The sequence below is a fragment of the Sulfitobacter sp. TBRI5 genome, from assembly GCF_051013555.1.
GTDB lineage: Bacteria > Pseudomonadota > Alphaproteobacteria > Rhodobacterales > Rhodobacteraceae > JL08.
Window position 1 is genome coordinate 2,256,027 of the sequence record NZ_CP112884.1, and the last position, 21,855, is coordinate 2,277,881.

The following is a 21,855-nucleotide window of genomic DNA, read 5'->3' on the forward strand; positions in this document are numbered from 1 at the left end:
CTTCCTAGTTTTGAAATTTGTGAAACTAAGGCCACCCTACGTCAACCCTCTTGTTTGTGTGAGACTTGAAATGAAACACCTGAAACCAACAACGGGCCTGCCCGATGGGGCCAGTCAGGATACGGCTGACATGGTCCAGATCATGCTGGCCCGCATCGCCGAAGGCGGGGAAGATGTTGCGCGTGAATATGCGCAGAATCTGGACCGGTGGTCAGGACCGATTTGCGTGGGACGCGACGATATAGAAGCTGCCAAGTCCATGATTTCGGACGATTTGCGGGACGCTATCGATTATGCGCACGCCAATATCCTTGCATTTGCGCAGGCGCAGCGTGCCACGTGCACTGAATTTGAAGTTGAATTGCGCCCCGGTCTGGTGGCTGGTCAGCGCCAAATACCGCTGTCCAGTGCCGGCTGTTACGTTCCAGGCGGGCGCTATGCGCATATCGCATCGGCACTAATGACAATCACGACGGCACGTGCGGCGGGTGTCGGGCACGTCACCGCATGCAGCCCGCCCAAACAGGGGCAGGGCATCGCGCCCGCCATTCTTTATGCGATGGACCTTGCCGGCGCCGATACCATACTGGCACTGGGCGGCGTACAGGGCGTGGCAGCGATGGCAAACGGCCTGTTCGGTGCACAGAAAGCGGATATTCTGGTTGGGCCCGGCAACCAGTTCGTTGCAGAAGCCAAACGCCAGCTTTTCGGGCCGACAGGCATCGACATGGTGGCCGGCCCGACCGATTCAATGGTGATTGCGGATAACACGGCTGATCCGTTGACGGTGGCCTGGGATCTGGCGGGGCAGGCAGAGCACGGATATAACTCGCCGGTCTGGCTGGTCACGGATTGCGCGCAACTTGCGCAGCAGGTGCTGGAGCTGGTGCCCACCTGTATCGCTGAACTGCCCCAACCCAACCGCGACAGTGCCGAGGCAGCCTGGGCTGCGTTGGGCGAAGTCATGCTGTGCGATCATCGCGCGGAAATGGCCGCAACTGCCAATGCATATGCACCGGAACATCTGCATGTTCAGGCGGCGGATCTGACATGGTGGAAAACGGCCCTGACAGCCTACGGTTCGCTGTTTCTGGGGGAAAACAGCACGGTTGCGTTCGGAGACAAGGCGGCCGGCCCAAATCATGTGCTTCCCACATCCGGTGCGGCCCGTTATACGGGCGGCCTGTCGGTGCATAAATTTATCAAGACTGTGACCTGGCAAACTGCCGATCCTGTCGCGATTCCAGATCTGGCGCGTGCGACGGCCACGATTTCCCGTTTCGAGGGAATGGAAGGCCATGCGCGTACAGCGGATATTCGATTATTGAAACATACCGGCCAGTTGAAACTGGCCGCAAGTCACTAGAGGAAAACCCTGATGAACCTTGCCAAATTTCCACGCGTCTCGCTTGCCCATTTGCCGACACCACTGGAATATATGCCGCGCCTGTCTGCCGCACTGGGCGGCCCTGATATCTGGATCAAACGCGATGATTGCACTGGCCTGTCGACAGGTGGCAACAAGACCCGCAAGCTGGAATGGCTGATGGCAGAGGCACAGGAACAAGGCGCGGATGTGGTTCTGACCCAGGGGGCGACCCAATCCAACCACGCGCGCCAGACGGCGGCTGCGGCCGCCAAACTGGGCATGGACTGCCATATCCTGCTTGAGGACCGCACGGGGTATAACCACGAAAACTACCGCTATAACGGCAATGTTCTGCTGGACGTGCTGCATGGCGCATCCATCGAGCACCGCGGGCCGGATCTGGATATGAATGCGGAAATGGAAGCGGTTGCGGACAAGATGCGTGCCGATGGGCGCAACGCCTATACCATTCCCGGTGGCGGATCGAACGCGACAGGTGCGTTGGGATACGTGAACTGTGCGCTGGAACTGTTGAACCAGTTCGTCACGACCGGATTGAACGTGGACCATATCGTACATGCGACGGGCAGTGCGGGCACGCAGGCGGGCCTGATCACCGGATTAAAGGCGATGAACGCAAATATTCCCCTGCTGGGTATCGGCGTGCGCGCGCCCAAGGCCAAGCAGGAAGAAAACGTTTACAATCTTGCCGTGAAAACCGCTGAAAAACTGGGCTGCGCAGGTGTGGTTGCGCCCGAGGATGTTGTGGCCAATACCGATTATGTCGGGCCCGGCTATGGGATGCCCGCACAGGATACGCTGGATGCGATTGATCTGTTCGCCCGCACCGAGGCTATTTTGCTGGATCCGGTCTATTCCGCCAAAGGCGCCGCGGGGCTGATTGATCTGTGCCGCAAAGGACATTTCAAAAAGGGTGAAACCGTGGTGTTCCTGCATACGGGCGGGGCCATTGGTCTGGCCGGTTATACCCACGAATTCGATATCGCCTCGAAGGTATGAAGCCGGTCGGCATCCTTGGTGGTATGGGGCCGGATGCAACCGTTCTGCTGATGCAGAAAGTGTTGCGTGCTGTCCCAGCCAAAGATGATGCCGATCATATCTCGTTGATCGTGCATCAGAATCCGGCTGTACCCAGCCGGATTGCGGCCTTGATCGATGGTACCGGCGCGGACCCGGCACCGGTGCTGGCACAAATGGCCCGCGATTTGCAGGCCGCCGGCGCAACGGCTTTGGCGATGCCGTGCAATACGGCGCATCATTATGCGGGGGCGATCTGCGATGCGACCGATTTGCCGTTCCTGAATATGCTGGATCTGACAGCGCAGCATCTGGCTCGGGCAGGGGCCAAACGCATCGGGCTGCTGGCCTCGCCTGCGGTGCGGTTGACGGGCGTGTTTGACGCGGCGTTTGCAAAACAGGGACTGACACAGATTTATCCGGTGGACGATGCGCCTGTTCTGGGCCTGATCCGGGCGGTCAAGGCCGGGCATGTTCTGACCGCAGATGCGCTGCGTGCCCCCGCAGCGGCGCTGCTGGATCAGGACGCTGATCACATTCTGATCGCCTGCACCGAACTTTCGCTCTATGCGGGTGGTCTGGGGGCCGATATGGCTTGGAGTGACAGCCTTGATTGTCTGACCGACGCGATTATTCGGGCGGCCCGATCGGACGTGAACTGCCCAGACTAAAGCGCGCGCTGCTTAACGGATTTGGCAGATGGCTTCGGCGGTTTCGCTGTAATTCTTGTATTTTTGCCAGAAAATCTCGTCGCCCGTGCGGTTTGACTGGCGGATGTCCTGCGCCTTTTGCGGGTTGCCATAGAAACTGGCGGCCAAATTCTGGTCTGACTTGGACAATGTGCGATCTGCCGCAGCCTGAATACAGCCGCACAATTGGCTGTTGCGGGATTTGCGATCAGAGGACAGGCAGGCGCGGCTGATAGGGCCGCTGGCCGCGCGTGTCACGACAGAATAATCATTTGTCCCGCGACTGCGGTTCGAATTGGAACAAGCGGTCAAAACAACCGCCAAAATCAGGATGCCTGCCACTTTCATCTGTCGCGCCCCGTTGATTGTCATGCCGGTTTCCGGCGTCTCTGCTGCTTGCGCCGAATATGCCGCAAGAACCGGATGCTTTCAATCGGTCAGATGCAGTTCGTCACGTCCATCTTCCCTTGACGTCCTGATCCTTGTCCTACTTGGCGCGCACAGGCGTTGTACCGGAAAACGCCGCCGCGCAAATGGCCCTTACATACCCATTGACCAACACACCAAAGCAAATCATATCCCCTGTTATGACAGACCTTGCCCATATCCGTAATTTCTCCATCGTCGCGCATATCGACCATGGCAAATCCACCCTTGCCGACCGTCTTATCCAAGAGACGGGGACGGTGTCGGGGCGGGATATGAAAGAACAATTGCTGGACGCGATGGATATCGAACGCGAACGCGGGATTACCATCAAGGCCAATACCGTGCGCATCAGCTACAAGGCAGACAACGGCGAAGCCTATGTTCTGAACCTGATCGACACGCCGGGCCATGTCGATTTCGCGTACGAGGTCAGCCGTTCCATGCGCGCGGTCGAAGGGTCTTTGCTGGTTGTCGATTCTACCCAAGGGGTCGAGGCGCAGACACTGGCCAACGTCTATCAGGCCATTGATGCCAATCATGAAATTGTGCCGATCCTGAACAAGATTGATCTGCCTGCATCCGATTGCGACCGCGTCGCCGAACAAATCGAAGACGTGATTGGCATCGATGCTTCGGGCGCCATTCGGGTCAGCGCGAAAACGGGGCAGGGCATCCACGAAACGCTAGAGGCGATTGTGCAGCATCTGCCCGCCCCCAAGGGCGATCGTGCCGCGCCGCTCAAGGCGATGCTGGTGGACAGTTGGTATGATGCTTATCTGGGCGTGATCGTTCTGGTCCGGATCATGGATGGCGTTCTGAAAAAGGGCGACAAGATCAAGATGATGCAGAACGGATCGATCCATCATGTCGACCGGATCGGTGTGTTCCGCCCCCAGATGGAAACGATCGAAGCGCTGGGGCCGGGCGAAATCGGATTTCTGACCGCGTCGATCAAGCAGGTGCGCGACACGCGTGTGGGGGATACCATCACCCACGAAAAGGGCGGAGTGACGCAGGCACTGCCCGGTTTCAAACCGTCACAACCGGTTGTGTTCTGCGGTCTGTTCCCCGTTGATTCCGCCGAATTCGAAGACCTGCGCGACGCGATCGAAAAGCTGGCGCTGAATGACGCGTCGTTTTCCTATGAAATGGAAACTTCCGCCGCGCTGGGCTTTGGGTTTCGCTGCGGGTTCCTTGGCCTTTTGCATCTTGAGGTGATCCGCGACCGGATTGAACGCGAATATGACATTGATCTGATCACCACTGCGCCCTCGGTGATCTATCATGTGCATATGCGCGACGGTTCGATGATCGAACTGCACAACCCCGCCGACATGCCCGATATGACCCATGTGGACCATATCGAAGAGCCGCGGATCAAGGCGACGATTCTGGTGCCGGATGAATTTCTGGGCGACGTGCTTAAACTGTGTCAGGATCGGCGCGGTATCCAGATGGATCTGACCTATGCGGGCAGCCGCGCAATGGTGGTGTATGATCTGCCCCTAAACGAGGTGGTGTTTGATTTTTACGACCGCCTGAAATCCGTGACCAAGGGCTATGCGTCGTTTGACTATCAGCTGACCGAATACCGGCAGGACAATCTGGTGAAAATGTCCATTCTGGTAAATGACGAACCGGTGGATGCGCTTTCGATGATGGTGCACCGTGATCGCGCCGAGGCGCGCGGACGCGGCATGGTGGAAAAGCTAAAAGATCTGATCCCGCGCCATATGTTCAAAATACCGATCCAGGCCGCCATTGGCGGCAAGGTGATCGCCCGTGAAACCCTGTCTGCGATGCGCAAGGATGTGACCGCCAAATGCTACGGTGGCGACATGACGCGCAAACGCAAGCTGCTGGACAAGCAGAAAAAGGGGAAGAAGAAAATGCGCCAGTTCGGGAAAGTCGATATCCCGCAAGAGGCGTTCATTTCAGCGCTGAAGATGGACAGCTAGGCGCAGTAACGGCACTGGGCCAGTTCGATTTCCCAACGGATCAGTCGACCCCGCGATGTAGTTTTTTTAGGCTGTCGGCAGCGTTTTGGCGCGTCCATGGCACCGCGCGCGCCGGTCAGGCGATTCGGAATCGTCGTCACGCGCGCGCCATATTATGTTAGCGGTACCTTATTTCAACCATAAGGCGAACAAAGTCTTGCCACATTGCCTGTGTGATCGGCGCTTTGCTGACACATTTGCCAGACAGGCAGCCGGTGCAAATTCGGTAAATTGGGTCGAAAGTGGCAAAAAAGGCAAGATTTCGCCAAGCGTTAAATAATTGATTAATATTAATTTAATATGAATTCCGCCTTGAAATTGAGCTGGATTTCCCAAACGGAAACAAACCGTTTCAAGAATTCTCCCTTAAAATGTCTTAAAATTGATCGCAACCTATGGATGTCAACAACGACCACTAGGGAAGGAATACAAAATGACTACCAACTACACCACGATCGCCCGCACCCGCCGCCTTGATGCTTTGGATGCACTGAAACGCCGCCAGTCCGATATGAACGGTGGTATGCCGTCCGGCCTGTCTGTTCGTGAATCCGAAGCCAGAATGCAGGCGCAAATCCAGTTCTCGTCCTGCCGCTCTCTCGGCATCTGATCAAGTTACGACCCAAGACCTTACGTTTTTCCCAGTGAACGAATTTCGGGGTTCGCCCCGCAGTTCCGTCGATACCGCCCGAGGCGGAGGCGCAAGCCCCGCCCGACAGGCCCCCGGCCCCTAAGGCCCGATCGACGCTTTACCCGTGTACCCATCAAAATCAATCAAGGCGCGCAACATCCGGAGATGTTTGCAGGACAAGCGCGCATCTGTCCAATCTCACGGGGACCACAAAATGACACATATCAACGTCGCACATATCCAGAACTCCTACTACGACCCACGCATGGACGCACGCAGCTGTGCCAGCAAATTGCGGGGGCGCAAATGCTCTGCCCTGCCGCGCGGATCGGTCCTGTCGACCCAAACGGCCTGGCAGGAGCCGGCATCCTCGCCCGCGTCTGCGTGGGTGGCCACGCACTAAGTCTGCTGTTTCGGGCGTGGGCGCAATGGTCGCCCCGCCCCGGCCCATCGGGCCAGATCACGAACTCAACTATAGCGAATTCTGAACACTTTGCGCTGTATTGGTGATCGCATCACCGGCTTTTTCAATGTCACGGCCCGCCCCTTTGGCGGTTTCGCAGGCACTAAGCCCCAGAATGGCTATACACAACATGGCAGCGCGGATCATTGCATCCTCCGAAGGCATTTTCTGACAGTTCATTTACGCGTTTGCGGGGGCGTGGTGCAAGGCGATCTGTATCCGCAGCTTGACCCAAATCAACGTCAGATACATTCGGCAAGTCTAATATAAGCGAATTCAGAAACCGCGCCGATTTTTTGGTGCAATGAGACTTGTCATGTTGCGTCTTGCTTCCATTCTTTATTCGCTCATTGCCACAACGCTTGCCGGCAGCTTTATCATTGCTGTTCTGACAATGGGATATGGCACGTTGCAACCTATTCTGATGGCGGCGGTCGTGGGTGCCATTCTGGCGTTGCCGGTATCTTATCTGGTCGCCAAAAAGATCACAGCCTGACCCGAACTATCACGACAGGAACGTTGACAGCGCCGCCACGAATTCGCGCGGTTTTTCAGCGTGTAACCAATGCCCGGCACCGGGGATTTTGGCAAAGCGCGCATTGGGGAACAGCGCCTTGATACGCGGGCGGTGTTCGGGGGTGACATAATCAGATGTTGCCCCGGACAGGAACAGGGTTGGCCCGGTATAGGTTCCCGCTGTTTCGGGAAATGACATGATGTGCGGCATCTGATCGGCCAGCGCATCAAGGTTCAGACGCCAGCGTTTTTCCGGCACATCCAGTGACTGCGTGAAAAAGCTTTGCAGCGCAGGCTCGACACCCAAATCGCCCAGTTGCGCTTCAGCCTCAGACCGGCGTGTGACACGGGACAGATCAACCGCCTTCATCGCCTTGATAAATTCGATTTGTGAATGGCCATAGGTTACGGGGGCAATGTCCGCGACAACAAGGCGATTTACAAGTTCCGGATGGGACAGAGCCAGCACCATCGCCGCCTTGCCCCCCATCGAATGACCCAGCACATCAATCGGCGGCCCGATATGTGTGGTCACCTGGGCCAGATCACCGGCCAGATCATCGTAAGTGTGGCTGTCGAACCAGTCGCTTTGGCCATGATTGCGCAGATCAACGGTAAACACCTGCCGGGTTTCCGAAAGACGTTTTGCGATCACCCCCCAATTGCGCGCGGATCCGTATAGCCCGTGCACAATCAGCAAGGGCGGCAGCGCAGTGGGGCGCCCGAACTGGATCATGTTCAACATGGGCGGATTGATACCTGTGCGGCGTGTCAAAAACCACCCCCATTGAGGCTGGATGCACGTCATATTATGCTTGGTCAGGGAGAGCGCCAAGTGATTGAAGAAAAAGACCTATCTGAAAAGGCAGCCAGCCTTCAGGCCGAGTTGCAGCGCGCTTTCGGCGTGAAGGCCACCACCTTGGCCAAGGCCTTGCGCAAGACCGGGCGGCGGTTGCCCGCCTCTTTGGCAGAAAAGGCCGAAGCCATCCTGCAGGCGCAAAGCTATGGTGGCCATCCCAAGTTGATGCGCATGGTGGACCCTGGCGAGGTCGAAAAAGCCCATTCAGACATCATGGCCTATCTGGGCGAAATTGATCCGTCAGAAGCGCGGCGAAACCGGTTGCTGAACCTGACGGCCGAGATTGCACTGAAACTTCTGTTCATCATTTCGATGGTGGTTCTGGTGCTGGTCTGGCGGGATCTTATCTAACGCAAAAGCCCCGCGTCAGACGCGGGGCTTTCGTGAATTTCAACACCGAACCTAAAGGTTCGGGTAAAGCGGGAACTGTGCGCACAATTGCGCAACTTCGGCTTTTACCTTGGCTTCGACCGCGCCATTGCCGTCTTCACCATTGGCGGCCAGACCATCCACCACTTCAATGATCCAGTCTGCGATCTGGCGGAACTCGCCTTCGCCGAACCCGCGGGTTGTGCCGGCGGGCGACCCAAGACGGATACCTGACGTCACAGTCGGCTTTTCCGGGTCAAACGGAACACCGTTCTTGTTGCAGGTGATATGCGCGCGCCCCAGTGCTTTTTCCGTGGCGTTGCCTTTTACACCTTTCGGGCGCAGATCAACCAACAACACGTGGGTGTCGGTGCCATGGGTGACGGTATCAAGCCCGCCTTTGATCAACTGATCAGACAGCGCCTGCGCGTTGATCACGACCTGTTTGATATAGTCTTTGAATTCCGGGCGCAGCGCTTCGCCAAAGGCAACAGCCTTGGCCGCGATCACGTGCATCAACGGCCCGCCCTGAATGCCGGGGAAAATCGCCGAATTGAATTTTTTCGCCAGCGCTTCGTCATTGGTCAGGATCATGCCGCCGCGCGGGCCACGCAATGTCTTGTGCGTTGTGGTTGTGGCGACATGGGCGTGCGGGAACGGGCTGGGATGTTCGCCCGCTGCCACCAGACCGGCAAAATGCGCCATATCCACATGCAGATAGGCACCAACCATATCTGCGATTTCGCGCATGCGGGCGAAATCGATCTGGCGCGGGATGGCGGACCCGCCAGCGATGATCATTTTGGGCTGATGCTCTTTCGCCAACGCTTCGACCTGATCGTAATCCAGCAGATTGTCCTCTTTGCGCACACCGTACTGGATCGCATTGAACCACTTGCCCGACTGGTTCGGTGCCGCCCCGTGGGTCAGGTGGCCTCCTGCATCCAAAGACATGCCAAGGATCGTATCGCCCGGTGTCAATAGCGCCTGAAAAACGCCCTGATTGGCCTGCGATCCCGAGTTCGGCTGCACGTTGGCGAAACTGCAATCAAACAGTTTGCAGGCGCGTTCAATCGCGAGGTTTTCCGCGATATCGACATATTGGCATCCGCCATAATAACGACGGCCCGGATAGCCTTCTGCGTATTTGTTCGTCATCACGCTGCCTTGCGCTTCCATCACGGCGGCGGACACGATGTTTTCCGACGCGATCAACTCGATCTCGTCGCGCTGGCGGCCCAGTTCGGATGTGATCGAGGCCGCAATTTCGGGGTCGCGGCTGGACAGGGATTCTGTAAAAAATCCGGTGGTGCGGTGTGGCACGTTCATTTGGGCAAACTCCGTAAGGCTATGGGATATTATTTGAGGCGTTTCGTATAGGAAACCAGCCCCCCAAGAAAGCCTGTAAAGCGACCATTCCACAGATAAGCGCGTCAATGCTGGCAGTGCGCGGGAATATGTGATTGTTTCGGACTCAAAGGGATAAGACAGGAAACCCATAGCCAATGGCCATCAAGATCGCCTTTGCCGCCAGCCCGGCCCCCGTGGCCCAGACAGCGCGCGCTGCGCTGATCGGACGGTACGGCGATTGCCCTGTGGACGAGGCCGAGGTGATTGTTGCCCTGGGGGGCGACGGGTTTATGTTGCAAACCCTGCACAATACCCAGGACATTCCGGCCCCCGTATACGGGATGAACCGGGGAACCATCGGTTTTCTGATGAACGAATACCGCGAAAGCGGATTATTGCGTCGACTGGAGCAGGCTGAAGAAGCCAAGATCAATCCGCTTTACATGCATGCCACCTGCGTCGATGGATCGACGCATAAAGCATTGGCCATAAACGAGGTTTCCCTGCTTCGTGCCGGTCCGCAAGCCGCCAAGCTGCGTATCAGCGTTGACGGACGCCTAAGGATGCAAGAGTTGGTGTGCGATGGCGCGCTGGTTGCAACGCCCGCAGGATCAACCGCCTACAATTATTCTGCGCACGGGCCGATATTGCCCATCGGATCAGATGTATTGGCCCTGACGGCAATGGCGGCGTTCCGGCCGCGACGGTGGCGCGGTGCATTGCTGCCCAAAACGGCAAAGGTGCGGTTTGACGTGTTAGAGGCAGACAAGCGGCCGGTCATGGCAGATGCCGACAGCCGGTCTGTCCTCAATGTGGCATGCGTCGAAATCGGATCGGATCCATCAATCACACATCGTATTCTTTTTGATCCCGGTCACGGGTTGGAAGAGCGCCTGATCAGCGAGCAATTCTCGTAAGCGCCTGCCGGATCTAACTTTTGGCGCCAGCGTACCCGATCTGTTGAAGCGATGCGCGGATTTCATCCAGAATGGCAGGATCGTCGATTGTCGCGGGCATCTTGAAATCTTCGTTGTCCGCAATCTTGACCATGGTCGCCCGCAGGATTTTGCCTGACCGTGTTTTGGGCAAACGATCAACCACCAGCGCCAGTTTGAAGGCCGCAACCGGGCCGATCTTTTCTCGCACCAGTTTTACGCATTCGGATGTGATGTCTTCGTGGGGGCGGTCAACACCATTTGTCAGGCACAAGAACCCCATCGGGGCCTGGCCTTTCAATTGGTCTGTTACACCGATCACGGCACATTCGGCCACATCGGGATGGCTGGCCAGCACTTCTTCCATGGCGCCGGTCGACAATCGGTGGCCCGCGACGTTGATCACATCATCGGTGCGCGCCATGATGTACAGATACCCGTCTTCATCAATCATGCCTGCATCGCCGGTTTCGTAATATCCGGGGTATTGTGTCAGGTAGGATTTGCGAAACCGGTCATTCGCATTCCAAAGCCCGGGCAGGGTACCGGGAGGCAGTGGCAGTTTGATCGCAATCGCGCCCAGTTCGCCCGCTTTCATCGGATGGCCGCCTTCGTCCAGAATACGCACGTCATACCCCGGCATCGCAACAGATGGCGATCCGATTTTGACCGGCAACGGTTCAATCCCCATCGGGTTGGCCGCAATGGAATAGCCTGTTTCGGTTTGCCACCAATGGTCGATCACCGGAACATTCAGGATGTTCTGGGCCCATTCGATGGTATCCGGATCGGCGCGTTCACCGGCCAGATAAAGAGTATTCAGGCATGAAATGTCGTATTTCCGGACATATTCACCTTTCGGGTCCTCGCGTTTGACCGCGCGAATGGCGGTCGGGGCGGTGAAAAACGATTTCACGTTATGTTCGGAAATCACGCGCCAGAACGTGCCGGGATCAGGTGTGCCAACGGGTTTGCCTTCGAACACGATCGTTGTGTTGCCGTGAATTAGCGGGCCATAACAGATGTACGAATGGCCGACGACCCAGCCAACATCCGATGCCGCCCAGAACACATCTCCGGGGTCGACATTGTAGATCGATTTCATTGTCCAGTTCAGCGCAACCAGATGGCCCGCCGTCGCACGGATCACGCCCTTGGGCGCGCCGGTGGTGCCGGATGTGTACAGGATGTAGGCAGGATGATTGCCTTCAACCGGAACGCATTCGGCGTCTTCCACGCCGTATTGAAAGGCGTGCCAGTCAAAATCACGTCCGCTTTCCAGCTTTGCAACTTCTTGATCCCGTTGGAAAATCACGCAGAAATCAGGTTTGTGCTGTGCCATTTCGATAGCGCCGTCCAGCAGCGGTTTGTAATGGACAACCCGCCCCGGCTCTAACCCGCAAGAGGCGGCGATGATTGCCTTTGGCGTGCAATCGTCGATACGCACCGCCAGTTCGTTTGCGGCAAAGCCGCCAAATACAACAGAATGGATCGCGCCCAGTCTTGCGCAGGCCAGCATCGCCTCAAGCGCTTCGGGCACCATCGGCATATAGATGATGACGCGATCACCTTTTTCCACGCCCTTGGCCCGCAGCGCACCCGCCAGCGACGCAACGCGTGCCTGAAGTTCGGCATAGGTGATTTCGTGTTTCGTACCGGTGATCGGACTGTCGTGAATAATGGCGACACGCGCGCCATTGCCGGCTTTCACATGGCGGTCGACCGCATTGTAGCAGGTGTTGACCATGGCATCGGTAAACCATTCATAAAGCGGTGCATTGTCATCATTCAGGGCGCGCGTTGGCGGGGTGTCCCAATCGATGGCCTTGGCCGCATTCATCCAGAATGTTTCGGGGTCGGATTTCCAAGCATTGTAAATCTCGCTATAGGCCATGATCTGTCCCTTAAATTTTTATATCTTTGTACGACTTTATTACGCAGCCCACCGGGACCGGACAAGTCCCGGGTCATGCGCCATAGAGCCACGGTTGGCGGTAACAGCGGGTCTTAGCCGTAATGCGCGACCGGTGTTCCGGCTATGGCGCTCATGTTCAGAATGCCGCGGGCCGTGATAGAAGGCGTCACGATATGGGCGCGGTTTCCCATTCCCATCAGGATAGGGCCAACCTCCAGCCCGCCGCCCTTCATTTTCAGGATGTTGCGCACACCGCTGGCCGCATCCGCATGTGCAAAGATCAGGCCGTTTGCGGCACCTTGCATGCGATTCCCGGGAAAGACGCGGTCGCGCAGCTCGGGATCAAGGGCCGCGTCGATGTTCATTTCGCCTTCATAGGTGAAATCAAGGTCTTGTCCGTCCAGAATTTCGATCGCGGCCCGCAAGCGGCGTCCGGTGTCACAATCCAGATTGCCGAATTGTGATTGCGCGCACAGGGCAATATTGGGGGTCAGCCCGAACCGCCGGATATGGCGCGCGGCCCCGATCACGGTTTGTGCAATCTGTTCGGGGCTGGGTTCTGAACGCACATGCGTATCGGCGATGAACAGCGGGCCGTCTTCCAGAATCATCAGGCTAAGGGCGCCAACTGTATTCCGCCCGTGCCCCAGAACCTGTTCGATGTAATTCAGATGCCAGCGAAACTCACCGAATGTGCCGCAGATCAGGCTGTCGGCTTCGCCCCGTTCGACCATGACCGCGCCGATGGCAGTGGTATTGGTGCGCATGATCGCGCGGGCCAGATCGGGGGTTACGCCACGCCGCGCCATGATGTGATGGTAGGTTTCCCAGTAATCCCGGTAACGCGGGTCGTTTTCCGGGTTCACGATCTGCGCATCCACGCCCAGTTTCAGCGTCAGACCCGCGCGTTCGCAGCGCCGTTCGATCACATCGGGACGACCGATCAGAATGGGCTGTTCGCGGGTTTCTTCCAACATAGCCTGTGCGGCCCGCAAAACGCGTTCGTCCTCGCCTTCGGCAAACACGATCTTGCGTGTGACCATGCGCGCGGCCTCGAACACCGGACGCATCAGAAGGGCAGATTTGAAAACGGATCCGTCAAGTTGCTGTTTATAGGCGTCCATGTCGGCAATCGGGCGGGTGGCGACGCCGGTTTCCATGGCAGCGCGGGCGACAGCAGAGGATACGATTCCAACAAGACGCGGATCAAACGGTTTGGGGATCAGATAGTCTGCGCCAAAGGTCAGCTGTTCGCCCTTGTAGGCGGCCGCGGCTTCGGCACTGGTGGTGATGCGCGCCAGTTCGGCGATGCCTGCAATGCAGGCCAGTTCCATTTCGTCATTGATCTCGGTCGCACCAACATCCAGCGCGCCGCGGAAAATGAAGGGAAAGCACAATACATTGTTGACCTGATTGGGAAAATCGCTGCGACCGGTTGCAATGATGGCGTCAGGGGCGACTTTGCGGGCTTCGTCGGGCAGAATTTCCGGTGTCGGGTTGGCCAGTGCAAATACAATCGGACGCTTTGTCATTTTGGCGACCATATCAGGCGTCAGCACTTTGGGGCCTGACAGGCCCAAAAACATGTCGGCGCCGTCAATCACCTGATCCAGAGTGCGTAAATCGCTGGATTGCGCAAACGCCGCTTTTTGCGGGTTCATATCTTCGGTGCGCCCTTCGTAAACCAGACCGTGAATGTCGCACAGCCAGACGTTTTCGCGGCGAACACCCAGTTTCAGCAACATGTTCAGGCAGGCGATTCCTGCCGCTCCGCCGCCGGTGGACACGATCTTGATGTCTTCGAACGCTTTGCCGGCAACGCGCAACGCATTGGTTGCAGCGGCCCCGACAACAATTGCTGTCCCGTGCTGGTCATCGTGAAAAACCGGAATGTTCATGCGTTCGCGACACAATTGTTCGACGATAAAACAATCCGGCGCTTTTATGTCTTCCAGATTGATCGCACCGAATGTCGGTTCCAGCGAACACACGATGTCGGCCAGTTTTTCGGGATCGCTTTCGTTCACTTCGATATCGAAACAGTCGATATTGGCGAACTTCTTGAACAGAACGGCCTTGCCCTCCATCACCGGTTTTGACGCCAGAGCCCCTATGTTTCCAAGGCCCAGAACCGCACTGCCGTTCGTGACGACCGCAACCAGATTGCCCTTGCTTGTGTAGCGCGCAGCGTTGGCGGCATCTTCCTTGATCTCAAGGCAGGCCTCGGCCACGCCGGGGGAATAGGCGCGCGACAGATCGCGACCGTTTGCCAAAGGCTTGGTCGCCCGTATCTCAAGCTTACCGGGTTTAGGAAACTCGTGATAGTCAAGTGCAGCCTGACGCGCGGACTGGTTGTCGGACATTTGAAACGTTCCTCCCAAATTTAGTTTAGCGTTAAACTAGTTTTATCACGGGCGCAATCTGCGACATGAGCGGGCATTTTTTTGTCACCCGTTGCCGCCTATTATTGCAAATACGAAAGCAAAGGCACACTCTGCATTTTCAATACCGGAGGACACATGCCCGAGATCAAAGCCGAAATGCGCCTGCCAACCCAGGAACTGCGCAAGGACATCCCGTTTTACACCAAGGTTCTTGGGATGCGGATGGACAGTATCTATCCGGCGGATGATCCGAAGGTGGCCGTGTTTTCGGGCCACGGTCTGCGCATACGGATAGAAAAAGACGCGCAAGAATCCCCCGGCACATTGCGCATTCTTTGCGAGGATCCGGCCAGTTTTGCAGACGGGCAGACCCGGCTGACCGCGCCAAACGGAACGATGATCGAAATTGAACCCCTGAACCCGCCGGTTGTGATGCCGCAAACGGTCCATTCTTTTGTCGTGCGCCGCCTTGCAGATCAGGCGCCCTGGATCATTGGGCGCGCGGGCATGCAATACAGGGATCTTATTCCGGACCGGTTGGGTGGCTCCATCATTGCCAGTCATATCCGGATACCGGATGGCGGGCCGGTGCCGGACATGGTGCATTTTCACAAGGTCGGGTTCCAGCTGATCTTTTGTTATCGCGGATGGGTTGATGTGGTGTACGAGGATCAGGGCCCGCCAATGCGGCTGACTGCGGGCGACTGTTTTATTCAGCCGCCCGAAATCCGTCATCGCGTGCTGCTGGCAAGTGACAATGTGGAAGTCATTGAAATCGGTGTGCCGGCCGAGCATGAAACCGAAATTGATCATGAGATGGAACTGCCGACACAGCATTTGCGGCCGGACCGGGAATGGCAGGGGCAGAAATTCGTGTTCAATCAGGCCGCAGGGGCAGACTGGGCCGCAGCGCGCCTTCCGGGGTTCAAAAGCCGCGACACCACGATTGCGCAAAATACCCGGAATGTGGCGGGGGTAAACGTTCTGCGCAAAGGGCAGGGCGCCGCGAAGTGGACGGCCCATGATACAGACATTCTGTTCACCTTTGTGATGGAAGGAAACATGGTTCTGGAAGGGGAAGGGCGCGACCCCCACGCACTTGAAGCAGGCGATGCCTTTGTGATTCCGCCCGGTATGAAAACCAGATATGCCGATGCTTCGGATGATATCGAATTGTTGGAAGTCGCCCTGCCCGGGGCATTTGAGACCGTGATCGGGGATTAAAATGACACTGAAAGCTTTGGCGACCGCCGTGCGCGCGCATGCCTATGCACCTTATTCCAATTTCAAGGTCGGGGCGGCGATCCGCACGGCATCCGGGCAAACCTATGTCGGGTGTAACGTGGAAAACGTGGCCTACCCGGAAGGAACCTGTGCCGAAGCCGGGGCCATTGCTGCAATGATCGCCGGCGGCGACACGCAGATAACCGAGGTTTATGTGATTGCCGACAGTCCGACACCGGTTCCGCCTTGCGGCGGGTGCCGTCAAAAACTGGTGGAATTCGGCGCAAAGGATGTGCCGGTGACACTGGCAACGACCCAAGGTACCGAACAAAAGACGACGCTCGAGGCGTTGTTGCCCGGTGCGTTCGCCAGCACGCATATGTCCGGGACCTGATGCTGTGGATGCACGTGCTATCATTGCCAAGCTGCGCCGCGGACAGGTGCCTGACACACAGGAACTTGCGTGGTTTTCTCAAGGTCTGGCTGATGGCGGCGTCAGCGATGCGCAAGCCGGTGCCTTTGCCATGGCGATCTGTCTGAACACACTGGGTAATGACGGACGGGTGGCGCTGACCTTGGGTATGCGCGACAGCGGGCGCATTCTTGACTGGGATCTGGACGGTCCGGTGCTGGATAAACATTCCACAGGCGGGATCGGTGATTGCGTATCATTGCTGTTGGCGCCTGCCGTGGCGGCCTGTGGCGGGTATGTTCCAATGATATCGGGCCGCGGTCTGGGCCATACCGGCGGCACACTGGACAAGCTGGAAGCGATCCCCGGCCTGACGACCACGCCGGATGAACAGCGGTTTCGCGAAATTGTTGCCCAGACGGGGTGTGCCATCGTCGGGGCCAGTGCCGATATCGCACCTGCGGACAAACGGCTTTATGCGGTGCGCGATGTCACGGCGACAGTGGAAAGCCTTGACCTGATCACCGCCTCGATCCTGTCAAAAAAGCTGGCGGCCGGGCTGGATGCGCTGGTTCTGGATGTCAAGACCGGCAGCGGCGCCTTTATGAAATCCAAGGCAGAAGCTGCCGCATTGGCGCAGGCTTTGGTGCAGACGGCCAATGCAGCCGGGTGCAAAACCACCGCGATCCTGACAGATATGAGCCAGCCTCTTGTCCCCAGTGTGGGCAACGCATTGGAAGTTGCGGAAATCATGCGGGTCTTGACCGGGCAGGCAATGGGCCCGATTGCCGAGGTCACATGCGCTCTGGGGGGCGTATTGCTGGCTGATGCGGGGCTTGCACCGGATGCAAAAGCCGGTGCCGATGCAATTGATGCGGCTTTGCGTGACGGGCGCGCGGCAGACCGGTTTGGCAGGATGATCGCGGCGATGGGCGGCCCGGTGCAGTTTGTTGACAACTGGTCGCGTTTTCTGCCCGAGGCAACGGTGATCAGCGAAGTGCGCGCCGGCAGCGACGGTTTTGTCCACAGTATGGATGGCGAAGCATTGGGCCTGAGTGTTGTCGCCCTTGGTGGCGGACGGCAGGTGGAAAGCGACAGTGTAGATCCGGCCGTCGGCCTTTCGGATGTTGTGCCGCTTGGCACGGCGGTGCAGCGTGGACAGACCATTGCGCGCGTCCATGCCGCGCGTGAAGATGCGGCGCGTCTGGCTGTTGATACTGTCAGCAAAGCGATCAGCGTAAGCCCCGAAAAACCCGATGTAGCGGCGCTGATACAGGACAGGATCAGCTGATGGCCCGCGCCTTTCTGATCGTTCTGGATTCTGTCGGCATCGGGGGCGCGCCGGATGCAGATCGTTTTTTTAACGGCGATTTGCCCGATACCGGCGCGAACACTGTCGCACATATTGCGCAGGCCTGTGCTGCGGGTCGGGCGCAAGAAGGCCGCGATGGTACGTTGCACGTTCCCAATCTGGCATCGCTGGGTCTTTGGTCCGCTGTCAAGCTTGCGAGCGGCGAAGATCTGGGCCTAAAGACTACCGACATCGTAGGCCGTTGGGGGGCTGCCACCGAACTGTCCAAAGGCAAGGATACCCCGTCTGGTCATTGGGAACTGGCCGGTTTACCGGTGCCGTGGGACTGGCATTACTTTCCCGACACCGAACCCTGTTTTCCCGATGATCTGGTGGCAAGAGTTTGCGCTGCGGCAGGCACGGATGGCATTCTGGGAAATTGCCATGCCCCCGGTACCGCGATCATTGATCGCGAAGGCGCGGCGCATATGCAATCGGGCTGGCCTATTTGTTATACGTCGGCCGACAGTGTGTTCCAGATTGCAGCGCACGAAGAAACCTTTGGTTTGCAGCGATTGCTGGATTTGTGTGAAGCGCTGGCCCCAGAACTACACGCAATGAAGGTTGGCCGGGTCATTGCGCGCCCCTTTGTCGGGGATGCCGGTGGCGGGTTTACCCGCACGGTGAACCGGCACGATTTTGCGATAGTGCCCCCCGAACCGGTTTTGACCAACTGGGTGCAGGATGCAGGCGGGCATGTATACGGCGTTGGAAAGATCAGTGACATTTTTTCGATGCAGGGCATTGATAGCAGTTTCAAAGGATCCGATGCGACGTTGATGGCGCATATGCACGAATTGCTTGAAACCGCACAGGATCATAGCCTGATATTCTCGAATTTTGTCGAGTTTGACAGCCTTTATGGCCACCGGCGGGATGTGTCCGGCTATGCGCGCGCGCTGGAATGGTTTGATACCGAACTGGGGCACATACTGCGCAAATTACGTTCTGATGACCTTTTGATCATTACCGCGGATCATGGCAACGATCCGACGTGGCCCGGAACAGATCATACCCGCGAACGTGTTCCGTTTCTGGTTGCGGGATGCGGTGCCGGAACAATTGGCCAGATCGGGTTTTGCGATGTGGCCGCAAGTATTGCGCATTATCTTGGCGTGCCGTCACAAGGACCGGGGCGGACTTTTTTGGGCTAAGCAACCTTGCGGGCCTGCGTGTATGGGGCCACAAAGGGCCAACTGCCAAAGGAGCCTGCCATGACCGACCATCTGACCGTTGTTAACCACCCGTTGGTACAACACAAGCTGACGCTGATGCGTGAAAAAGATACATCAACTGCTGTTTTCCGCCAGTTGCTGCGCGAAATCAGCCAGTTGCTGGCATACGAAGTGACACGCAATCTGCCAATGACGACAAAGCATATCGAAACGCCGATGCAAGCGATGGATGCGCCTGTTCTGGACGGAAGGAAACTGGCGCTGATTTCCATTCTGCGGGCTGGCAATGGCCTGCTTGACGGCATGTTGGAACTGATCCCGTCCGCCCGCGTCGGTTTTGTCGGCCTTTATCGGGATGAAAAGACCCTGCAACCGGTTCAGTACTATTTCAAAGTGCCGGATGCGCTGGAAGACCGGTTGGTGATTGCCGTTGATCCGATGCTGGCCACCGGAAATTCATCGGTCGCGGCAATTGATCTGTTGAAAAAGTCAGGGGCCAAAAACATCCGGTTTCTGTGTCTGCTGGCCGCCCCCGAAGGGATCGCCCGCATGAAAGAGGCGCACCCGGATGTACCGATTGTGACCGCATCTGTCGATCACGCCCTGAATGACATCGGCTATATCGTGCCGGGGCTGGGCGATGCGGGCGACAGGATGTTTGGCACCAAGTGACAAAACAGGCGCAAGAATCCGCACCGCATTAAGGATTTTCCAATAGTCTTGCTTTACTCGAAAGCAAGAATCCGGCATCCTTGGTCTATATATTGTGGGGGCAATTATGAAAATTACCAGAATTGTTGCTTTATCTCTGGCGGCCTCGGTTTTTAGTCTGACAGGTGTGCATGCGCAAACCACCGCGAACACCGCCGTTCCGGCAGAATTTCCGCCGGCAAGTTTCACGGGCAAACAATACGTTGACAGCAACGGGTGTATTTTCATCCGCGCCGGCGTCAGCGGGAATGTAACATGGGTTCCGCGGGTCGGGCGCGACCGCAAACAGATTTGCGGGTATCAACCCAGCGCGCAGACCAACAGCGCTGCGGCTGTTCCAACACCGCGTGCCGCGGCACCCGCGCCGGTTGAAATCGTTCCGGATGCTGTCCCGGGTGTGGTTGCCACCGCCCCGGCTGCGCCAGCTGCGGCACCGTCAGCTGTGGTTACCCCTGTGGTGACGGCAAGTACGGCCGCGCCTGTTGCGGCACCCAAGACTGTCAAAGCCAGACCGCTTGTCGTTCCGGCCAGTCCCGGGCGCAACACAACAGGCTATATCAAAGCCATCAACGCAAGCACTGGCGAAACAATATTGTTGCCACCCGACACGCGGGTGGTGCCACGCCATGTTTACGAAAACCGTCGCGACAGCAGAAATCTCAAGGTTCCAAAAGGCTACCGTGCAGGCTGGCGGGATGACCGGCTGAACCCTTACCGGGCGGAACAAACGCTGAGGGGACGTGCCCAGATGAACATGGTCTGGACCAATACCGTGCCGCGGCGTCTGGTTGCGGCAGGTACGGAAAACACGGCTTCGGATGTTCCCGTTGTGTATGAAACCGAAACGCGCCGCATCAATCAGGTGACGATGGCGGTTTCGACACAAAGCAACGCGGTGGTACAAAAAACCGTGCCGGGTTCTGTCAAACGTTCCGGAAAAGCGGATAATCTGCGCTGATCACTGTAATTGCGGCGGACGACTGAAAAACGTGACGGTCAGCCGCCGCAAATGTTCTGCAATCTGATCCAGTCGCTGTCTTTCAGCAAAACCGGTGCAACCTGGCCTGCCATCGGGTCAGCCTCGATCAGGCCAAGTACATTTTCGCCCGTAATATCCATGGCATAGGCGTACGGTGTTGACCGGACACTCGCGGCCGAAAAGCCAGCCAGTGTTTCATCCTCGCTTAGCGTCGGGCGCGGCGCGGTCAACAGATGCTGGGCGTAGGCATCCAGTGTTTCGTTGGTTAGCGTGCCGGTAGTGATCAGGTGGAAGCTGGCCATGACGCCGCTGTCGCGCAGCAGCACTTCCAGTGGATCACGTTTTTTGGCTCGCAGCTGTTCCATGATGATAAATCCTGCAACAACATCGGGTTCTTCGAAATCCTCGATCACGGAACGGTTCAGAACGATGATGTTTCCGGGCAGGACCAGCGCATCACGCACGCCGGAACGAACAACAACCAGATCGCGCGCGCCCACTGCAGTGCCCAACCTGGCAAGGGCGACCTGTCCGGCAGGATCATTGCAGGCGGGGCCGGAAACCCGTTCGATCCGTTTCAAAAGCGACCGCCCGATGGTTGCGCGGTTCACATCGGGAACAACGGAAACGGTGTGGCGCAACATGGCCCCCGGCAGCCAGAACACGACAAGCGCGGCAACGGCAGCAACCGACACCAGAACCGAAGCCAAACGCAACCTGCCCGGATGCGGGCGCGAGCGCTCGATCGCGCGTTGCAACTTGGCGATCGCGTCGATCATTTCCTGCGCGTCCGCCGCCAGTTCAAGCGTTTCGCCCGGATCACCATCCGGAAAATAGACTGCCGGTGTCTCGTCGGGGTTTGCCCGTTCGACCGCGGCAAGCGACCAATGCGCCAGCGCCCTGTCGGCCAAATCAGTGATGACCAGCGTCGCTTCGCCAATCGATACAATAACTTCCTTGCGCTGATCATCCGGGCGCGCGCGCCAAAGCCCGCTGGCCTCAAGCCTGTCATATTGGTTCAGCGCGGTCATGCTTTTTAAGTGGGCCTGCTCTGCCTCG

At 57.5% G+C, this 21,855-nt stretch carries 22 protein-coding genes; 15 read left to right on the plus strand and 7 right to left on the minus strand.

What is annotated here, in order from left to right; genetic code table 11:
• Window positions 1-70 precede the first annotated feature (70 nt).
• Genes hisD through OLX72_RS11345 form a run of 3 tightly spaced genes read left to right on the plus strand, consistent with a single transcriptional unit; the run spans window position 71 to window position 3,078 of the window.
• Complete coding sequence (hisD, locus tag OLX72_RS11335; RefSeq protein WP_114871141.1) at window positions 71-1,366, plus strand: histidinol dehydrogenase; 1,296 nt, start codon at window positions 71-73, stop codon at window positions 1,364-1,366.
• 12 nt (window positions 1,367-1,378) lie between these two features.
• Window positions 1,379-2,389 (plus strand): D-cysteine desulfhydrase, encoded by a 1,011-nt coding sequence (locus OLX72_RS11340; protein WP_433988676.1) that lies wholly within the window; start codon window positions 1,379-1,381, stop codon window positions 2,387-2,389.
• On the plus strand, window positions 2,386-3,078 hold the full coding sequence (locus tag OLX72_RS11345; protein WP_433988677.1) for an aspartate/glutamate racemase family protein: 693 nt from the start codon (window positions 2,386-2,388) through the stop codon (window positions 3,076-3,078). Before OLX72_RS11340 ends, OLX72_RS11345 begins: the two co-directional genes overlap by 4 nt.
• Window positions 3,079-3,090: 12 nt before the next feature.
• Here the strand turns inward: OLX72_RS11345 and OLX72_RS11350 are convergent, their stop codons facing one another.
• A complete protein-coding gene (locus OLX72_RS11350) occupies window positions 3,091-3,468 on the minus strand; it encodes a hypothetical protein (RefSeq protein ID WP_433988678.1) in 378 nt (125 codons plus the stop codon).
• A 215-nt stretch (window positions 3,469-3,683) separates the two neighbouring features.
• Here OLX72_RS11350 and lepA point away from each other — a divergent pair, with 215 nt between their 5' ends.
• The 3 genes from lepA (at window position 3,684) to OLX72_RS11365 (ending at window position 6,556) form a co-directional block, all read left to right on the plus strand.
• The gene (gene lepA / locus OLX72_RS11355; RefSeq protein ID WP_114872381.1) at window positions 3,684-5,483 is read left to right on the plus strand and encodes a translation elongation factor 4; all 1,800 of its coding nucleotides are present in this window, start codon (window positions 3,684-3,686) and stop codon (window positions 5,481-5,483) included.
• A gap of 472 nt (window positions 5,484-5,955) precedes the next feature.
• A complete protein-coding gene (locus OLX72_RS11360) occupies window positions 5,956-6,132 on the plus strand; it encodes a hypothetical protein (protein ID WP_162798115.1) in 177 nt (58 codons plus the stop codon).
• 235 nt (window positions 6,133-6,367) lie between these two features.
• A complete protein-coding gene (locus OLX72_RS11365; RefSeq protein ID WP_114871138.1) occupies window positions 6,368-6,556 on the plus strand; it encodes a hypothetical protein in 189 nt (62 codons plus the stop codon).
• Between the two features lie 69 nt (window positions 6,557-6,625).
• Here OLX72_RS11365 and OLX72_RS11370 read toward each other — a convergent pair whose 3' ends face one another.
• Window positions 6,626-6,763 (minus strand): entericidin A/B family lipoprotein, encoded by a 138-nt coding sequence (locus OLX72_RS11370; protein ID WP_114872380.1) that lies wholly within the window; start codon window positions 6,761-6,763, stop codon window positions 6,626-6,628.
• Window positions 6,764-6,932: 169 nt separating this feature from the next.
• Here OLX72_RS11370 and OLX72_RS11375 point away from each other — a divergent pair, with 169 nt between their 5' ends.
• Entirely contained in the window at window positions 6,933-7,112 is a 180-nt protein-coding gene (locus tag OLX72_RS11375; RefSeq protein ID WP_114871137.1) for a CTP synthetase, read from the plus strand.
• Window positions 7,113-7,121: 9 nt separating this feature from the next.
• Here OLX72_RS11375 and OLX72_RS11380 read toward each other — a convergent pair whose 3' ends face one another.
• On the minus strand, window positions 7,122-7,877 hold the full coding sequence (locus OLX72_RS11380; protein ID WP_114871136.1) for an alpha/beta fold hydrolase: 756 nt from the start codon (window positions 7,875-7,877) through the stop codon (window positions 7,122-7,124).
• Window positions 7,878-7,967: 90 nt separating this feature from the next.
• On the opposite strand from OLX72_RS11380, the gene OLX72_RS11385 reads away from it, so the two are divergent.
• Entirely contained in the window at window positions 7,968-8,342 is a 375-nt protein-coding gene (locus tag OLX72_RS11385; RefSeq protein ID WP_162798114.1) for a hypothetical protein, read from the plus strand.
• Window positions 8,343-8,393: 51 nt separating this feature from the next.
• On the opposite strand, the gene glyA is transcribed toward OLX72_RS11385, so the two are convergent.
• Window positions 8,394-9,689: a serine hydroxymethyltransferase gene (gene glyA, locus OLX72_RS11390; RefSeq protein ID WP_114871134.1), complete on the minus strand. Its 1,296-nt coding sequence runs from the start codon at window positions 9,687-9,689 to the stop codon at window positions 8,394-8,396.
• A gap of 176 nt (window positions 9,690-9,865) precedes the next feature.
• Here glyA and OLX72_RS11395 point away from each other — a divergent pair, with 176 nt between their 5' ends.
• Window positions 9,866-10,627 carry an NAD kinase gene (locus OLX72_RS11395; protein WP_433988679.1) on the plus strand — a complete coding sequence of 254 codons (762 nt, stop codon included), beginning with the start codon at window positions 9,866-9,868 and terminating at the stop codon, window positions 10,625-10,627.
• Between the two features lie 13 nt (window positions 10,628-10,640).
• Here the strand turns inward: OLX72_RS11395 and prpE are convergent, their stop codons facing one another.
• Window positions 10,641-12,539: a propionate-CoA ligase PrpE gene (prpE, locus tag OLX72_RS11400; protein WP_114871132.1), complete on the minus strand. Its 1,899-nt coding sequence runs from the start codon at window positions 12,537-12,539 to the stop codon at window positions 10,641-10,643.
• Between the two features lie 113 nt (window positions 12,540-12,652).
• The gene (locus tag OLX72_RS11405; protein WP_114871131.1) at window positions 12,653-14,923 is read right to left on the minus strand and encodes an NADP-dependent malic enzyme; all 2,271 of its coding nucleotides are present in this window, start codon (window positions 14,921-14,923) and stop codon (window positions 12,653-12,655) included.
• A gap of 156 nt (window positions 14,924-15,079) precedes the next feature.
• Between OLX72_RS11405 and OLX72_RS11410 the strand changes: the two genes are divergently transcribed.
• From OLX72_RS11410 to OLX72_RS11435, 6 genes are all read left to right on the plus strand, one after another.
• Window positions 15,080-16,168, plus strand: coding sequence for a cupin domain-containing protein (locus OLX72_RS11410; RefSeq protein ID WP_433988680.1), 1,089 nt, complete (start codon window positions 15,080-15,082; stop codon window positions 16,166-16,168).
• 1 nt (window position 16,169) lies between these two features.
• Window positions 16,170-16,562, plus strand: coding sequence for a cytidine deaminase (locus tag OLX72_RS11415; RefSeq protein ID WP_114871129.1), 393 nt, complete (start codon window positions 16,170-16,172; stop codon window positions 16,560-16,562).
• 4 nt (window positions 16,563-16,566) lie between these two features.
• Window positions 16,567-17,871 (plus strand): thymidine phosphorylase, encoded by a 1,305-nt coding sequence (locus OLX72_RS11420; RefSeq protein ID WP_433988681.1) that lies wholly within the window; start codon window positions 16,567-16,569, stop codon window positions 17,869-17,871.
• A complete protein-coding gene (locus tag OLX72_RS11425) occupies window positions 17,871-19,085 on the plus strand; it encodes a phosphopentomutase (RefSeq protein WP_433988682.1) in 1,215 nt (404 codons plus the stop codon). The genes OLX72_RS11420 and OLX72_RS11425 overlap by 1 nt, the downstream gene beginning before the upstream one ends.
• A gap of 60 nt (window positions 19,086-19,145) precedes the next feature.
• The gene (upp, locus tag OLX72_RS11430) at window positions 19,146-19,778 is read left to right on the plus strand and encodes a uracil phosphoribosyltransferase (RefSeq protein WP_114872379.1); all 633 of its coding nucleotides are present in this window, start codon (window positions 19,146-19,148) and stop codon (window positions 19,776-19,778) included.
• A gap of 106 nt (window positions 19,779-19,884) precedes the next feature.
• Window positions 19,885-20,775, plus strand: a complete 891-nt coding sequence (locus OLX72_RS11435) for a hypothetical protein (protein WP_114871126.1) — start codon at window positions 19,885-19,887, stop codon at window positions 20,773-20,775.
• A gap of 38 nt (window positions 20,776-20,813) precedes the next feature.
• On the opposite strand, the gene OLX72_RS11440 is transcribed toward OLX72_RS11435, so the two are convergent.
• Complete coding sequence (locus OLX72_RS11440; protein ID WP_114871125.1) at window positions 20,814-21,827, minus strand: hypothetical protein; 1,014 nt, start codon at window positions 21,825-21,827, stop codon at window positions 20,814-20,816.
• Between the last annotated feature and the right edge of the window lie 28 nt (window positions 21,828-21,855).

Bases quoted from the DNA above. Each gene is read 5' to 3' on its own strand.
- prpE (WP_114871132.1), bottom strand. From the start codon at position 12,539: ATGGCCTATAGCGAGATTTACAATGCTTGGAAATCCGACCCCGAAACA.
- hisD (WP_114871141.1), top strand. From the start codon at position 71: ATGAAACACCTGAAACCAACAACGGGCCTGCCCGATGGGGCCAGTCAG.
- OLX72_RS11415 (WP_114871129.1), top strand. From the start codon at position 16,170: ATGACACTGAAAGCTTTGGCGACCGCCGTGCGCGCGCATGCCTATGCA.
- OLX72_RS11395 (WP_433988679.1), top strand. From the start codon at position 9,866: ATGGCCATCAAGATCGCCTTTGCCGCCAGCCCGGCCCCCGTGGCCCAG.
- OLX72_RS11345 (WP_433988677.1), top strand. From the start codon at position 2,386: ATGAAGCCGGTCGGCATCCTTGGTGGTATGGGGCCGGATGCAACCGTT.
- OLX72_RS11375 (WP_114871137.1), top strand. From the start codon at position 6,933: ATGTTGCGTCTTGCTTCCATTCTTTATTCGCTCATTGCCACAACGCTT.
- upp (WP_114872379.1), top strand. From the start codon at position 19,146: ATGACCGACCATCTGACCGTTGTTAACCACCCGTTGGTACAACACAAG.
- OLX72_RS11435 (WP_114871126.1), top strand. From the start codon at position 19,885: ATGAAAATTACCAGAATTGTTGCTTTATCTCTGGCGGCCTCGGTTTTT.
- OLX72_RS11380 (WP_114871136.1), bottom strand. From the start codon at position 7,877: ATGTTGAACATGATCCAGTTCGGGCGCCCCACTGCGCTGCCGCCCTTG.
- OLX72_RS11410 (WP_433988680.1), top strand. From the start codon at position 15,080: ATGCCCGAGATCAAAGCCGAAATGCGCCTGCCAACCCAGGAACTGCGC.
- OLX72_RS11370 (WP_114872380.1), bottom strand. From the start codon at position 6,763: ATGATCCGCGCTGCCATGTTGTGTATAGCCATTCTGGGGCTTAGTGCC.
- OLX72_RS11425 (WP_433988682.1), top strand. From the start codon at position 17,871: ATGGCCCGCGCCTTTCTGATCGTTCTGGATTCTGTCGGCATCGGGGGC.
- OLX72_RS11340 (WP_433988676.1), top strand. From the start codon at position 1,379: ATGAACCTTGCCAAATTTCCACGCGTCTCGCTTGCCCATTTGCCGACA.
- OLX72_RS11365 (WP_114871138.1), top strand. From the start codon at position 6,368: ATGACACATATCAACGTCGCACATATCCAGAACTCCTACTACGACCCA.
- OLX72_RS11360 (WP_162798115.1), top strand. From the start codon at position 5,956: ATGACTACCAACTACACCACGATCGCCCGCACCCGCCGCCTTGATGCT.
- OLX72_RS11350 (WP_433988678.1), bottom strand. From the start codon at position 3,468: ATGACAATCAACGGGGCGCGACAGATGAAAGTGGCAGGCATCCTGATT.
- OLX72_RS11440 (WP_114871125.1), bottom strand. From the start codon at position 21,827: ATGACCGCGCTGAACCAATATGACAGGCTTGAGGCCAGCGGGCTTTGG.
- lepA (WP_114872381.1), top strand. From the start codon at position 3,684: ATGACAGACCTTGCCCATATCCGTAATTTCTCCATCGTCGCGCATATC.
- glyA (WP_114871134.1), bottom strand. From the start codon at position 9,689: ATGAACGTGCCACACCGCACCACCGGATTTTTTACAGAATCCCTGTCC.
- OLX72_RS11405 (WP_114871131.1), bottom strand. From the start codon at position 14,923: ATGTCCGACAACCAGTCCGCGCGTCAGGCTGCACTTGACTATCACGAG.